The sequence below is a fragment of the Brachybacterium squillarum M-6-3 genome (assembly GCF_000225825.1).
Lineage (GTDB): Bacteria > Actinomycetota > Actinomycetes > Actinomycetales > Dermabacteraceae > Brachybacterium > Brachybacterium squillarum.
Window position 1 is genome coordinate 117,210 of record NZ_AGBX01000003.1, and the last position, 13,450, is coordinate 130,659.

General features: G+C 72.6%; 13 protein-coding genes. 9 read left to right on the top strand and 4 right to left on the bottom strand.

What is annotated here, in order from left to right:
• The first annotated feature begins 75 nt into the window (after positions 1–75).
• Positions 76–1,575 carry an IMP dehydrogenase gene (guaB, locus tag OM98_RS06695; protein WP_010533830.1) on the top strand — a complete coding sequence of 500 codons (1,500 nt, stop codon included), beginning with the start codon at positions 76–78 and terminating at the stop codon, positions 1,573–1,575.
• Positions 1,576–1,748: 173 nt separating this feature from the next.
• On the opposite strand, the gene OM98_RS06700 is transcribed toward guaB, so the two are convergent.
• Positions 1,749–2,177 (bottom strand): VOC family protein, encoded by a 429-nt coding sequence (locus OM98_RS06700; protein ID WP_033195061.1) that lies wholly within the window; start codon positions 2,175–2,177, stop codon positions 1,749–1,751.
• Positions 2,178–2,460: 283 nt separating this feature from the next.
• Here OM98_RS06700 and OM98_RS06705 point away from each other — a divergent pair, with 283 nt between their 5' ends.
• The 4 genes from OM98_RS06705 to OM98_RS14520 all read left to right on the top strand — a co-directional run bounded on the left by OM98_RS06705 (position 2,461) and on the right by OM98_RS14520 (position 5,424).
• Entirely contained in the window at positions 2,461–3,204 is a 744-nt protein-coding gene (locus OM98_RS06705) for an exonuclease domain-containing protein (protein ID WP_010533832.1), read from the top strand.
• Between the two features lie 83 nt (positions 3,205–3,287).
• Positions 3,288–4,397 carry a GuaB3 family IMP dehydrogenase-related protein gene (locus OM98_RS06710; protein ID WP_010533833.1) on the top strand — a complete coding sequence of 370 codons (1,110 nt, stop codon included), beginning with the start codon at positions 3,288–3,290 and terminating at the stop codon, positions 4,395–4,397.
• A gap of 289 nt (positions 4,398–4,686) precedes the next feature.
• Positions 4,687–4,812, top strand: coding sequence for a hypothetical protein (locus tag OM98_RS16365; protein WP_010533834.1), 126 nt, complete (start codon positions 4,687–4,689; stop codon positions 4,810–4,812).
• Between the two features lie 3 nt (positions 4,813–4,815).
• Positions 4,816–5,424 (top strand): biliverdin-producing heme oxygenase, encoded by a 609-nt coding sequence (locus OM98_RS14520; protein WP_280990802.1) that lies wholly within the window; start codon positions 4,816–4,818, stop codon positions 5,422–5,424.
• Here the strand turns inward: OM98_RS14520 and OM98_RS14835 are convergent.
• Positions 5,402–6,046 carry a hypothetical protein gene (locus OM98_RS14835; RefSeq protein ID WP_010533836.1) on the bottom strand — a complete coding sequence of 215 codons (645 nt, stop codon included), beginning with the start codon at positions 6,044–6,046 and terminating at the stop codon, positions 5,402–5,404. The genes OM98_RS14520 and OM98_RS14835 overlap by 23 nt on opposite strands.
• 166 nt (positions 6,047–6,212) lie before the next feature.
• On the opposite strand from OM98_RS14835, the gene OM98_RS06725 reads away from it, so the two are divergent.
• Positions 6,213–6,776, top strand: coding sequence for a GNAT family N-acetyltransferase (locus OM98_RS06725; RefSeq protein ID WP_029362737.1), 564 nt, complete (start codon positions 6,213–6,215; stop codon positions 6,774–6,776).
• A 62-nt stretch (positions 6,777–6,838) separates the two neighbouring features.
• Here the strand turns inward: OM98_RS06725 and OM98_RS06730 are convergent, their stop codons facing one another.
• Together OM98_RS06730 and pta are read right to left on the bottom strand one after the other, a co-directional pair.
• Positions 6,839–8,113, bottom strand: a complete 1,275-nt coding sequence (locus OM98_RS06730) for an acetate kinase (protein WP_010533838.1) — start codon at positions 8,111–8,113, stop codon at positions 6,839–6,841.
• Positions 8,110–10,215: a phosphate acetyltransferase gene (gene pta, locus OM98_RS06735; RefSeq protein WP_033195063.1), complete on the bottom strand. Its 2,106-nt coding sequence runs from the start codon at positions 10,213–10,215 to the stop codon at positions 8,110–8,112. Before pta ends, OM98_RS06730 begins: the two co-directional genes overlap by 4 nt.
• Positions 10,216–10,384: 169 nt before the next feature.
• On the opposite strand from pta, the gene OM98_RS06740 reads away from it, so the two are divergent.
• From OM98_RS06740 to guaA, 3 genes are all read left to right on the top strand, one after another.
• Positions 10,385–11,257, top strand: a complete 873-nt coding sequence (locus tag OM98_RS06740) for an SURF1 family protein (RefSeq protein WP_010533840.1) — start codon at positions 10,385–10,387, stop codon at positions 11,255–11,257.
• Entirely contained in the window at positions 11,232–11,657 is a 426-nt protein-coding gene (locus OM98_RS06745; protein WP_010533841.1) for a DUF3817 domain-containing protein, read from the top strand. The genes OM98_RS06740 and OM98_RS06745 overlap by 26 nt, the downstream gene beginning before the upstream one ends.
• A 144-nt stretch (positions 11,658–11,801) precedes the next feature.
• Entirely contained in the window at positions 11,802–13,403 is a 1,602-nt protein-coding gene (gene guaA, locus OM98_RS06750) for a glutamine-hydrolyzing GMP synthase (protein ID WP_010533842.1), read from the top strand.
• Positions 13,404–13,450: the final 47 nt, after the last annotated feature.

The window sequence follows — 13,450 nt, forward strand, 5'->3', positions numbered from 1 at the left end:
CAGACCCGCGGGACGTGGCCGGTCCCACGTCCCGCGGCGCGCCTGCCCCCGGGGCGCCCCGACTACCATCGGGGCATGACGAGCGCGGATCCCTTCGGTTTCATCGGACTCACCTACGACGACGTGCTGCTGCTGCCGGGGGAGACCGACGTGATCCCCTCCGAGGTGGACACCACCAGCCGTCTCACCCGGGAGATCTCCCTGCGGGTGCCGCTGGCCAGCGCCGCGATGGACACCGTCACCGAGTCGCGGATGGCGATCGCGATGGCCCGCCACGGCGGCATCGGCATCCTGCACCGCAACCTCTCCATCGAGGACCAGGCCCACCAGGTCGACCTCGTCAAGCGCACCCAGACCGGCCGCATCACCAACCCCGTCACCATCGGCCCGGATGCCACCCTCGAGGAGTTCGACGCCACCTGCGGCCAGTACCGCGTCTCCGGACTGCCCGTGGTCGACGCCGACCAGCGCCTGCTGGGCATCTGCACCAACCGCGACCTGCGCTTCATCCCCGTCGCCGAGTGGACCACCACCAAGGTCGGGGAGGTGATGACCACCGAGCTGTTCACCGCCCCCGAGGACGTCTCCCCCGAGGAGGCCACCGCCCTGCTCCGCCGCAACAAGCGCGAGCGGCTGCCGCTGGTCGACGCGCAGGGCCGCCTCACCGGGCTGATCACCGTCAAGGACTTCGTGAAGTCCGAGCAGTACCCCGACGCCTCCAAGGACGGCCAGGGCCGCCTGCTGGTCGGCGCCGGCGTCGGCTTCTTCGGCGACTCCCTCGAGCGCGCCGGGGCCCTGCGGGACGCGGGCGTGGACGTGCTGGTCGTCGACACCGCCAACGGCCATGCGCGGCTGGCCCGCGAGATGATCGCCCGCATCAAGAACGACCCCTACTTCGCGGACGTCCAGGTGATCGGCGGCAATGTCGCCACCCAGGCCGGCGCGCAGGCCCTCGTCGATGCCGGAGCGGACGCCGTGAAGGTCGGCGTGGGGCCGGGCTCCATCTGCACCACCCGCGTCGTGGCCGGCGTCGGCGTGCCCCAGGTGACCGCCATCCACGAGGCCTCCAAGGCCTGCCGCCCCGCGGGCGTGCCCCTGATCGGCGACGGCGGCCTGCAGTACTCCGGCGACATCGCCAAGGCCCTCGTGGCCGGCGCCGACTCCGTGATGGTGGGCTCCCTGCTGGCCGGCACCGAGGAGTCCCCCGGCGAGGTCGTGCTGGTGGGCGGCAAGCAGTTCAAGTCCTACCGCGGCATGGGCTCTCTCGGCGCGATGGCCTCCCGCGGCAAGAAGTCCTTCTCCAAGGACCGCTACTTCCAGGCCGACGTCTCCAGCGACGACAAGATCGTGCCCGAGGGCATCGAGGGTCGCGTGGCCTACCGCGGACCGCTGGGCAGCGTCATCCACCAGCTCACCGGCGGCCTGCACCAGTCCATGTTCTACGTGGGCGCGCACACCGTCCCGGAGCTGAAGGACAAGGGCAACTTCGTGCGCATCACCCCGGCCGGCCTCAAGGAGTCCCACCCCCACGACATGGCCGCGATCATGGAGGCGCCGAACTACTCGGCCCGCTGACCCCGGCACCGGGCGACGCGCCGTCCCCGCGTCCGACCCCCGGCAGGCGTCGGTCCCGCCGGGCCTTCCACCGAACGCACTCAGGTGGCAGGTGAGGTGCGCTATGCACGCCACCTGCCACCTGGGTGCATCGGATGGACAGCCCTTCTCGGTGACTAGGCCGGCGACGGGGCTCAGTCGGAGGTGGCGGCGCCGTCGGGATCGCTGCCGTGCTCGAAGCCGAGCAGCCAGGTCACCCCGAAACGGTCCGTGACCACGCCGTCCGAGGCGCCCCAGGGGCGACGGCTCAGCGGCTCGCGCACCTCCCCGGCTTCCGCGAGCGCCGCGAACCAGGTGCGCAGCGTCGCCGGCTCCGCATGGCCGAGCAGCGACATCATCAGGCCGGTGACGTGGAGGGAGGCGTCACCTTCCGCAGCATCCGCGGCGTACAGCTGCACGGGCCCGTGCAGCAACCCGTGCGCGACGGCCTCGGCGGGGCCGTCGGTGCGGGAGAACTCGGCGTAGGTGTTCACCGCCACCTCCCCGCCGAAGACGGCTGCGTAGGCCTCGAGAGCCTCCCGGGCGGTGCCGGGGAACATCAGGTACGGGGTGGGTGCGCTCATGGCGTGAGGGTATGCCGGGCCGCCAGCCCGGTCCACCGCCCGGGCCCTGGTGCCGCGCCGACCTCGCGGGTGGCGCCCCCACCCGTGTCGCGCCTCTTCCTGCCCCGGCGCTGTCCACCAGATGGAGCGTGAGCGACAGCGCCTGCCGTATACGGAGGCGCTGTCGCTCACAATCCATCTCAAGGACAGGCCCCCGTGGGCCGGGCCTGGGCGTGCGCCGTGGCCGTGGCCCGGAGGTCTGGTGGCGGGCTCGTTGGTCAGGGGCGCGGCCTAGGGTGGGGCCATGAGCACCGCCGCCGCCCCTGCCCCCGCCGACCGCGCCGCCGGGTCCTGGATCCAGCGCCCCCTGCTGGGCTTCGACACCGAGACCACCGGAACCGACGTCGCCTCCGACCGCATCGTCACCGTGGCGCTCGTGCACTCCGTGGGGGCGGGCCGCGAGCAGGAGACCGTCGCGACCTGGCTGATCGACCCCGGCGTTCCCATGCCCGAGGGGGCGCAGGCGGTGCACGGCATCAGCGCCGAGCACGCGGCCGCCCACGGCATGGCCCCCGCCGCGGCGCTGGAGGAGGTGGCCTCGATGCTCGCCGACTCCCTCGGCCAGGACGTCCCGGTGGTGGCCTTCAACGCCTCCTTCGACCTGCAGATCCTCGAGAACGAGCTGCGCCGTCACCAGCTCCCCACCCTCGCCGAGCGGCTGGGCCACGACATCGTCCCCGTGATCGACCCGCTGGTGATCGACCGCGGCGTGGACCGCTACCGCAAGGGCAAGCGCAAGCTGGTGGACCTGCTCGAGCACTACGGGATCCAGCAGGACGGGCGTCTGCACACCGCCGACGTCGACGTCTCCAGCACCCTGGACGTGCTGCGCGCCATCGTCGACGCGCACCCCAAGGTCGGTGCCTCCAGCCTGGAGGACCTGCACCGCGAGCAGATCGCCTGGCACCGCGCCTGGGCCGAGAACTTCAACCAGTTCCTCGAGCGCAAGGGCAAGACCCCGGACGTGCCGCTGAGCCGGCCCTTCTGAGCCGGCGCCCTGCGGTGGCGTGTCGGCCCAGGTGAGGGGCCGGCGGGCGCGGCGTCTGCCCCGCCGGTAGACTGCCTCGCGTGATGAGCGAGATCGAGATCGGCCGGAACAAGCGCGGACGCCGCAGCTACAGCTTCGACGACGTCGCGGTGGTGCCCTCCCGGCGCACCCGCGACCCCGAGGACGTCTCGACCGCCTGGCAGGTGGACGCCTACCACTTCGACATCCCCATCTTCGCCGCCCCGATGGACTCCTTCATGTCCCCGGAGATGGCGATCGAGCTGGGCCGTCACGGCGGCCTCGGCGTGCTGGACCTCGAGGGCCTGTGGACCCGCTACGAGGACCCCACCGCCGCCTACGAGCGCATCGCCACCGCCTCCGAGGAGGACACCGTCGCCGTGATGCGCGAGGTGTACGCCGAGGGCGTGAAGTCCGAGCTGATCCGCGACCGCCTCCAGCAGCTCCGCGACGCCGGGGTCACCGCCGCCGGCTCGCTGTCCCCGCAGCGCACCCAGGAGCACTGGAAGACCGTGGTCGACGCCGGGGTGGACCTGTTCTTCATCCGCGGCACCACCGTCTCCGCCGAGCACGTCTCCTCCGACCGGGAGCCGCTGAACCTCAAGCGCTTCATCTACGAGCTGGACGTGCCCGTGATCGTCGGCGGCTGCGCCACCTACACCGCGGCCCTGCACCTCATGCGCACCGGCGCCGCGGGCGTGCTGGTCGGCTTCGGCGGCGGCGCCTCCCAGACCACCCGCGAGACCCTCGGCATCCAGGTGCCGCTCGCGACCGCCGTGGCCGACGTCGCCGCCGCCCGCCGCGACTACATGGACGAGTCCGGCGGCCGCTACGTGCACGTCATCGCCGACGGCGGCCTCGGCCGCTCCGGCGACCTGGTCAAGGCCATCGCCTGCGGCGCCGACGGACTGATGGTCGGCGCCGCCCTCGCCCGCGCCGAGGAGGCCCCGGGCCGCGGCCACCACTGGGGCAATGAGGCGATCCACCAGACCCTCACCCGTGGCCACCGGGTCGAGGTCGGCACCGTCGCCCCGCTGGAGCAGATCCTCTTCGGCCCCTCCATCTCGGCCGACGGCACCACCAACCTGATCGGCGCCCTGCGCCACGCGATGGCCACCACCGGCTACACGGACCTCAAGGAGCTGCAGCGCATCGAGGTCGTCACGACCTCCTGACCCGCTTCGCACGCGACCCCGGGACGCCGCCGCACGGCGCCCGGGGTCGCCGTGTGTCCACGCAGATCCGAGGGTCCCGGCGGCGCTGATCCCGGTGTCCTCGGCCCCTGCCCAGTATTCGCGTGCTCCGTGTTGCATAATTGCTCGGGGCGGCCCGGCCGTGCCGAGCGGGGAATCCGGTCGGAGACGTGCCCGGCGGCCTCTGCGGGGAGATCATGGTTCTGACACTGCGTCAGAAAAGCGAGCCCTCGGATCCCGACGCCTCCGGATCACCCGGGAGGACCGCATCATGACCGACGCCCCCGCCTTCTCCGTCCTCCTCCGCGAGGCCACCCGCACCGACCACGGCGACGCCGAGAACCGCGGCTTCATCACCCGGCTGATGGGCGGGGAGCTCGCCGAGGCCGACGACTGACGCCTGCTCGAGCAGTACCTGCCGATCTACGCCACGCTGGAGGAGCGGATGCGACAGATCGCGGCCGTCGATCCCCTCGCCGCCTCCGTGCACGATCCCCGCCTCGAGCGCTCCGCCGCGATCCGCGCCGACCTCGCCGCCCGCTTCGGCGAGGGCCACACCCCGGCACCCCCGCTGCCCGCCACCGAGCGCTACACCGCCCGGCTCGCCATCGCGGACACCCCCGCCCTCGTCGCCCACCACTACCTGCGCTACCCCGGGGACCTCTCCGGGGGCCAGGCCATCGGCGCGCTCGTCGCCCGGCACTACGGGGTGCCCGCCGAGCAGCTGAGTATGTGGGACTTCTGGGCGGTCGGCGCCCCGAAACGGGTCGAGGACCGCTATCGCGACTCCCTCGACCGGATCACGGATCCCGCCGTGCAGCAGGCGGTCATCGCTGAGGCGGTGCATGGCTTCGCCCTGGCCGCGGATCTCTTCGAGGACCCTCTCCCGCTGACGCGTACCGGAGACGCGCCGAGGCCCCGCCTCCCGCGGTGCGGGACGGCCGGGGCCTCGGGGACGGGGCGAATGCGCGGCGCGCGGACCGGGATCAGGAGCGCACGCGGGCGATGACCCCCCAGACCAGCAGGATGAAGGACAGCGTGCCGAGCCCGATGGGGATCAGCAGCCCGGCCCCCATGCCGAGTGCCGTGCCCGCCATGCCGTAGTCCAGGACCGCGACCGAGGTGGTGCCGGTGCATTCCACGGTGATCTCCTGCGCTCCGTAGGCGGAGACGTCGTGGATCTCGACGTACTCGACACCGTCGATGTCGCCGAGGCTGATGTCGTCGTCGGCGGTGTCGTCCACCTGGATGTCCTGGCCGTCGATCTCACAGGACGCACCGGCGACCTCGTCGGCCGGGACGCCCACGCCGTGCAGGGAGAAGGACGACGCGCTGAAGGTGCCGCTGTCGGAGCCGATCACCTGCGGGGTGGTGGAGGCGACGGAGATTCCGGCGACAAGGATCCCGACGACCAGGGGCATCACGAACAGCCCGATGAAGTTCAGCACCATGCCGATCGACCCGACAATGATGCGCTTGATCCCGCGGCGCTTGCGCGGCGGAGCCGGGTGGCCGCCTCCCGGGCCGGGGTAGCCGCCGCCGGCGGCGGGGTAGCCCTGCGGGCTCGCGTAGCCGGGCTGCGAGGACGGGTAGCCCTGTTGCGGGGACTGGTACGGGCTGGGGTAGGACATGGTGTCTCCTTCGTCGGCCGGCCGTCGGAACGGTCCGGTCCGAGGGGTGGCCCGCGGGGGAGGGCCGAGGTGCGGATGGGCGGTGATCCCCCGATCGCCGCGTGCCGCCGAGACTACCCAGCCATGCCTGCCGCCACGAGCGCCGCGCATGGGGAAGACTCCCCTCATGCACCACGGGATCCACCTCCGCCGCGGCGACATCACCCTGCGTCCCCTGCGCCGCGAGGACGCCCCGGCGCTGCGCGCGATCGTCGACGAGGAGGGCTGGGCCGGCATGTCCCAGCCGCTGCCCGCCGACGACGAGGCGATGGCAGCCCACCTCGACACCCTCATCGACCACCCCGCCATGTTCGCCTTCGCCGTCGAGCAGGGCGGGGAGCTGATCGGCCGCAGCGTCTACTCCGAGCACGTGCCCGGGGTGCGCGTCGACATCGGGAACACCATCTACGCCCGCTCCGTGTGGGGCGGCGTCGTGAACCCCACCTGCAAGCTGCTGCTCATCGGCCATGCGTTCGAGGAGCTCGGCGTGCAGCGGGTCGCCCTGCGCTGCGACCACCGCAACACCCGCTCCCACCGCGCGATCGCCCGCCTCGGCGCGCGCTACGAGGGCACCCTGCGCTCCCTGCGCCCCGCCGCAGACGGCACCCTCGCCGACATCGACTACTTCTCGATCCTCGCCGAGGAGTGGCCCCGCGTGCGCGCCGGGCTCGAGGCGCGCCTGCCCTCCTGACCCCGGCAGACGAACGGCCGCCGCCCCCGGGTGGGGACAGCGGCCGTCGGGGACCGGCGGAGTCAGGCCTGGGCGCGGGCCAGCTCCAGGGACTGCTGGGCGATGGCCAGCTCCTCGTCGGTGGGCACGATGAGGATCCGTACGGCCGAGTCCGCGGCGGCGATGTCGCGCGGCTCCTTGGAGCGCTCGGTGTTCTTCGCCGGGTCCAGCACGATGCCGAAGCCCTCGAGGCCGGCCAGCACCCGCTCGCGCACCTCGGGCACGTTCTCCCCGATGCCCGCGGTGAAGGTGATGACGTCCAGGCCGCCGAGGGCGAAGGCGTAGGCGCCGACGTACTTGCGCAGCCGGTGCACGTACACCTGCATCGCCAGCTCCGCCTCCGAGTCGCCCTGCTCGATGGCCCGGGTGATGTCGCGGAAGTCGCTCATCCCGCACAGGCCCTGCATGCCGGACTGCTTGTTCAGCACGGTGTCGATCTCGTCGATGCTCCAGCCGGCGCTGCGCGACAGGTGCGCGTACACGCTGGGGTCGATGTCGCCGGTGCGGGTGCCCATCACCAGGCCCTCCAGTGGGGTCAGGCCCATCGAGGTGTCCACCGGCTCGCCGCCCTTGACGGCCGAGGCGGAGGCGCCGTTGCCCAGGTGCAGCACGATCTGCCTGAGGTCCGCGGTGTCCCGCCCCTCGGCGGCCTTCAGTGCGGTGACCTGCTCGGAGACGTAGCGGTGGCTGGTGCCGTGGGCGCCGTAGCGGCGGATGCGGTACTCGGAGGCGATCTGCTTGTTCAGCGCGTAGGTGCGGGACGCCTCCGGCAGGCGGGTGAAGAAGGCGGTGTCGAACACCGCCACATGCGGAATGTCCGGCAGCATCTCGCGGGCGGCGTCGATGCCGTCGACGGCGGCCGGGTTGTGCAGCGGCGCCAGCGAGCCCAGGTCGGAGATCTGGTCGCGCACCCAGGAGTCGATGAGCTGCGGCTCGGCGAAGCGGGCGCCGCCCTGCACCACGCGGTGCCCGACGGCCACCACGTTCGCGTCGGCCAGCGCGAGGCCGACCTCCTCGAACAGGTCGGTGACCACGCGCATCGCGGCGACGTGGTCCGGCACCGGGCCGCTGAAGGGGGCGTAGGCGTCGCCGGCGGAGATGCGGGCGGTGCCGGTCTCCTGGCCGATGCGCTCGACGATCCCGGAGGCGAAGACCTCCTCGGAGACCGGGTCCAGCAGCTGGAACTTCAGCGAGGAGGAGCCGGAGTTGACCACCAGCACGGTGGAGGCGTCCGCGGCGGGGGCGGGGGCGCCCAGCTCGGCGCCGTCGGCGGGTCCGGAGACGGGGGAGGTGCTCATGCCTGGTCCTTCGTGGTCGGGGCGGAGGCCTCGGCGTCGGCGGCCTGGGCCTGGATCGCGGTGATGACGACGGTGTTGATGATGTCCTCGACCAGCGCCCCGCGGGAGAGGTCGTTGACGGGCTTGTTCAGGCCCTGCAGCACCGGGCCGATGGCGATCGCCCCGGCGGAGCGCTGCACGGCCTTGTAGGTGTTGTTGCCGGTGTTCAGGTCGGGGAAGACGAACACGGTGGCGCGTCCGGCGACGGCGGAGTCGGGCAGCTTGGTCTTGGCGACCGACACGTCCACCGCGGCGTCGTACTGGATCGGGCCCTCGACGCTGAGCTCGGGGTTCTCGCTGCGCACCCGCTCGGTGGCCTCGCGGACCTTGTCCACGTCGGCGCCGGTGCCGGAGCTGCCGGTGGAGTAGGACAGCATCGCCACCCGCGGGTCGATGCCGAACTGCTCGGCGGTCTGCGCGGACTGGGCGGCGATGTCGGCGAGCTGGTCCGCGGTCGGGTCGGGGTTCACGGCACAGTCGCCGTAGACCAGCACCCGGTCCTGCAGCGCCATCAGGAACACGGAGGAGACGATCTGCGCGCCCGGCTTGGTCTTGATGATCTCGAAGCTGGGGCGGATGGTGTGGGCGGTGGAGTGCACGGCGCCCGAGACCATGCCGTCGGCCTCCCCGAGCTGCACCATCATGGTGCCGAAGTAGGAGACGTCCTGGATACTCTCCCGCGCCTGCTCGATCGTCACGCCCTTCTTGGCGCGCAGCCGGGCGTACTCCTCGGCGAAGCGCTCGACCAGCTCCGGGTCGTGCGGGGAGACGATGCGGGCCTCGGAGATGTCGTGGCCGAGCTGGGAGGCCTTCGACCGGATCGCGTTCTCCTCGCCCAGCAGGATCAGGTCGGCGACGCCGCGGGCCAGGATCGCCTCGGCGGCGGCGATGATCCGCGGCTCGTCGCCCTCGGGCAGCACGATGCGCTTCTTCTCGCCGCGGGCGCGGGCCAGCAGCTCGAACTCGAACATCATCGGGGTGACCACGTCGGAGCGGGAGACCTCGAAGGCCTCGAGCACGGCCGCGGTGGGCAGGTGCTCGGCGACGGCGCGACGAGCGGCGTCCAGCTTCTGCGGGCTGTCCACGTTCAGACGGCCGCCGGTGCCGGCCACCTGGACGGCGGTGTCGAAGGTGGGCAGCTCGGTGGCGATCACCGGGAGGTCCTGCTGCAGGCCCTCCACCAGGCGGGTCACCGAATCGGGGATCTCGTAGCCGCCGGTGAGGATGATCGAGGACAGCGCCGGGAAGGTGCCGGACTGCTGGGCCATCACCAGGCCGGGCAGCAGATCGTAGCGGTCGCCGGGGGCGACCACGGTGCAGTTCTCGGTGAGCCGCTCCAGCACGTTGGGCAGGCTCATCGCCGCCACCAGGGTGCCCAGTGCCACGCGGTCCAGCCACTCGGGGTTGCCCTGCAGCAGGGTGCCGTCCACGGCGTCCTTGAGCTGCTGCACGCTCGGGGCCATGATCACCGGGTTCTCCGGGATCGCGGCCACCAGGGTGTCCGGCACCTTCGCGGTGACGGCCTCCCGGGCCACCTCGAGCTGCTCCGGGTCGGCCCGGTTGACGACCACGGCGATGGGGGTGGCGTGGTGCCCGGAGAACTCGGAGACCGCCACCGCCGCCAGGGAGCCGATCTGCTCGGGACTGCGACCCATGCCGGAGAGCACGATGACGACGGGCGCGCCCAGGTTCGCGGCGACCTCCGCGTTGAAGGAGAGTTCGGTGGGGTTGGCCAGGTCGTCGTAGTCCGAGCCGAGCACCACCAGCAGCGAGTAGCGCTCGGCGAGCTCGCGATGGCGCCGCAGGATCCGCTCCTGGGCGGCCTCGGGGTCGGCGAGCATCTGCTCGTAATCCACCCCGATCGCGTCCTCGTAGCTCTGGTCGACGGCGGGGTGGCTGGTCAGCAGGCGCACCGCCTCGTCGGCGGCGCCGCCGGAGCGCACCACGGGGCGGAACACGCCCACGCGATCGGAGCTCGAGGCCAGCGCCTCCAGCAGCCCGAAGGCCACCATCGACTTGCCGGTCTTCCCCTCGGGGCTGGCGATATACACACTCTGGGTCACGGTTCACACTGTACGGGCGCGGCACCGGGGAGGGGAGGCCCACCGTCCCGCGGATCGCCCGGCGGACGTGCGAGGACGTGCCCCGATCCCGGGCCCCGGTGAGAGGCGCACCACCCGGTCGGCGGGGGAGCACGGTCCGCGCCCAGGCGGCGCTCCTACCATGGGGCCCATGCTCCGCGTCGCCCTCCGTCCCCGGTTCCTGGGGCTGCTCGCCCTGATGGTGCTGGCGACCGTGGTGTGCGGCCTGCTGGCCACCTGGCAGTGGGAGCGGGCGCACCGGGCGCTCTCCGAGGACACCTCGGTGGCCGAGGAGCTCGGCCCCGTGCAGGACGTCATCGGCCTGGCCGACCCCGTCACCAACGAGCTGGTCGGTGGGATCGTCACCGCCTCCGGCAGCTTCGACGCCGAGCGGCAGATCCTGGTGGGCGGGCGCCACATCGACGGCACCGACGCGGTGATCGTCGTGACCGCGCTCGAGGTCACCACCTCCGAGGGGGAGCAGGCGATCCTGCCCGTCGCCCGCGGCTGGGTGCCCGCCGAGCAGGTCACCGGCGCCGACGGCGAGCTCGACCCCGCCCTAGCCCCGGCCCCGCCGAGCGGCGAGGTCGAGATCAGCGGCCGGCTGGAGGCCAGCGAGGCCGCCACCGACGGCATCTTCGAGGGTGTCGCCTCCGAGATCGCCACCCCGCTGCTGGTCAACGCCTGGGGCGACCCGATGTACGCCGGGTACGTCGCCCAGACCTCCGCGGCCGAGGGGCTGTCCCCGATGCCGGTCGCCGAGTCGGCCTTCCAGCGTGGCCTGGACTGGCAGAACATCGGCTACGCCGCCCAGTGGATCGTCTTCGGCGTCTTCTTCCTCTACCTGTGGGGGCGCACCGTGCGCACCGCCCACCTCGACGAGCTCGCCGCCCAGCGCGAGGAGCTCGAGCGCTCCCTGGCCTCCGCCGGGGAGCACCCCGATCAGCGACCCGACCCCGGCGTCCCCGCGGACGCCGCCCCGACCCAGGAGGACGCCGATGCCGGCACCCCGACCCCTCGATGAGGTGCAGGTGCGCACCTCCTTCGCCCGCTTCCGGGTGGCCTCGATCGTCGAGGGCATCGCCCTGCTGGTGCTGGTGTGCATCATGGTGATGCGCTACGTCGTCTTCGGCGGCGACGCCTGGTTGACCTCCACCTCCCACACCTGGGAGCAGATCTCCTCCGTGTGGTCCCCGATCCACGGCCTGATCTACATGGTCTACGTGATCCTCGCCTTCGACCTGTGGCTGAAGATGCGTTGGGGCCTGCCGCGGATGCTGCTGCTGATGTTCTTCGGCGTGATCCCGGTGCTCTCCTTCTTCGGGGAGCGCTGGACCCACGGCCGCGTCGAGGACGAGCTGCGCCGCCGCCCCACCCTGCAGGACGAGGCCGAGGGACCCGCCGCGGGGGCCGCCGGCGCCTGACCCCGGTTCGCGGCCGCCGGCGCCCGAGCCCCGCTCAGGGCTGCGGGCGGCTGAACCGGTCCTGGCGCGGCCCGCGAGTGAAGCGCCCCATGTCGCCCGCGTCCGGGCAGGCCGCAGGGGCCGCGTCCCCGTAGACTCGCCCGCGTGAGTGATACCGACCAGCGCCCCGTCCTCGTCGTCGACTTCGGCGCCCAGTACGCCCAGCTCATCGCCCGCCGCGTCCGCGAGGCTCGGGTCTACTCCGAGATCGTGCCGCACTCGATGCCGGTGGAGCAGATCCTCGCCAAGCAGCCCCGGGCGATCATCCTCTCCGGCGGCCCCTCCTCGGTGTACGCCGAGGGCGCGCCCCGCCTGGACGCCGCCCTGCTCGATGCCGGCGTGCCCGTGCTCGGGCTCTGCTACGGCTTCCAGTCGATGGCCGCGGCGCTGGACGGCACCGTCGCCCCCACCGGGGTGCGCGAGTACGGCGCCACCCGCCTCGAGGCCATCGACTCCGCCTCCGAGCTGCTGCGCGAACAGGACCTCGACCAGAACGTGTGGATGAGCCACGGCGACTCCGTGACCGCCGCCCCCACCGGCTTCCGCGTGGTCGCGACCTCCTCCGGCTCCCCGGTGGCCGCCTTCGAGCACCCCGAGAAGCAGCTCTACGGCGTGCAGTGGCACCCCGAGGTGGGCCACTCCGACCGTGGCCAGGAGGTGCTGGAGAACTTCCTGCACCGCGGCGCGGGCATCGAGCCCACGTGGACCACCGGCAACGTCATCGAGGAGCAGGTGGCGCGGATCCGCGAGCAGGTCGGCGAGGGCACCGCGATCTGCGGCCTCTCCGGCGGCGTGGACTCCGCGGTGGCCGCCGCCCTCGTGCAGCGCGCCATCGGCGACCGCCTCACCTGCGTGTACGTCGACCACGGGCTGATGCGCCAGGACGAGTCCGCACAGATCGAGCAGGCCTTCGGCGCCTCCACCGGCGGCGCGAAGCTGGTCATGGTCGATGCCGAGGAGCAGTTCCTCAGCGCGCTCGCCGGGGTGACCGATCCCGAGCAGAAGCGCAAGATCATCGGCCGCGAGTTCATCCGCTCCTTCGAGAACGCCCAGGCGGAGATCCTCCGCGAGCGCGGCGTCGTCGAGGGCGAGGGGGACGCCGCCCACGGCGAGGCCACGGCATTCCTCGTGCAGGGCACCCTGTACCCCGATGTCGTGGAGTCCGGCGGCGGCGAGGGCGCGGCCAACATCAAGAGCCACCACAACGTGGGCGGACTGCCCGAGGACCTCTCCTTCGAGCTGGTCGAGCCGCTGCGCACCCTGTTCAAGGACGAGGTGCGGGCCGTGGGCTCCGAGCTGGGACTGCCCGACGAGATCGTCTGGCGCCAGCCCTTCCCGGGGCCGGGCCTGGGCATCCGCATCATCGGCGAGGCCACCAAGGAGCGCCTGGACATCCTTCGCCGCGCCGACGCGATCGCCCGCGCCGAGATGACCGCCGCCGGCCTGGACCGCGAGATCTGGCAGTGCCCCGTGGTGCTGCTGGCGGACGTGCGCAGCGTGGGCGTGCAGGGCGACGGCCGCACCTACGGCCACCCCGTGATCCTGCGCCCCGTGACCAGCGACGACGCGATGACCGCGGACTGGGCCAAGGTGCCCTACGAGGTGCTGGGACGCATCTCCACCCGCATCACCAACGAGGTGCCGGAGATCAACCGGGTCGCCCTCGACGTCACCTCCAAGCCCCCGGGCACCATCGAGTGGGAGTGACCCGCCGCGCGCCCCGCGCCGCCCGTCCCTCCCGCTGAGCCGGGCCC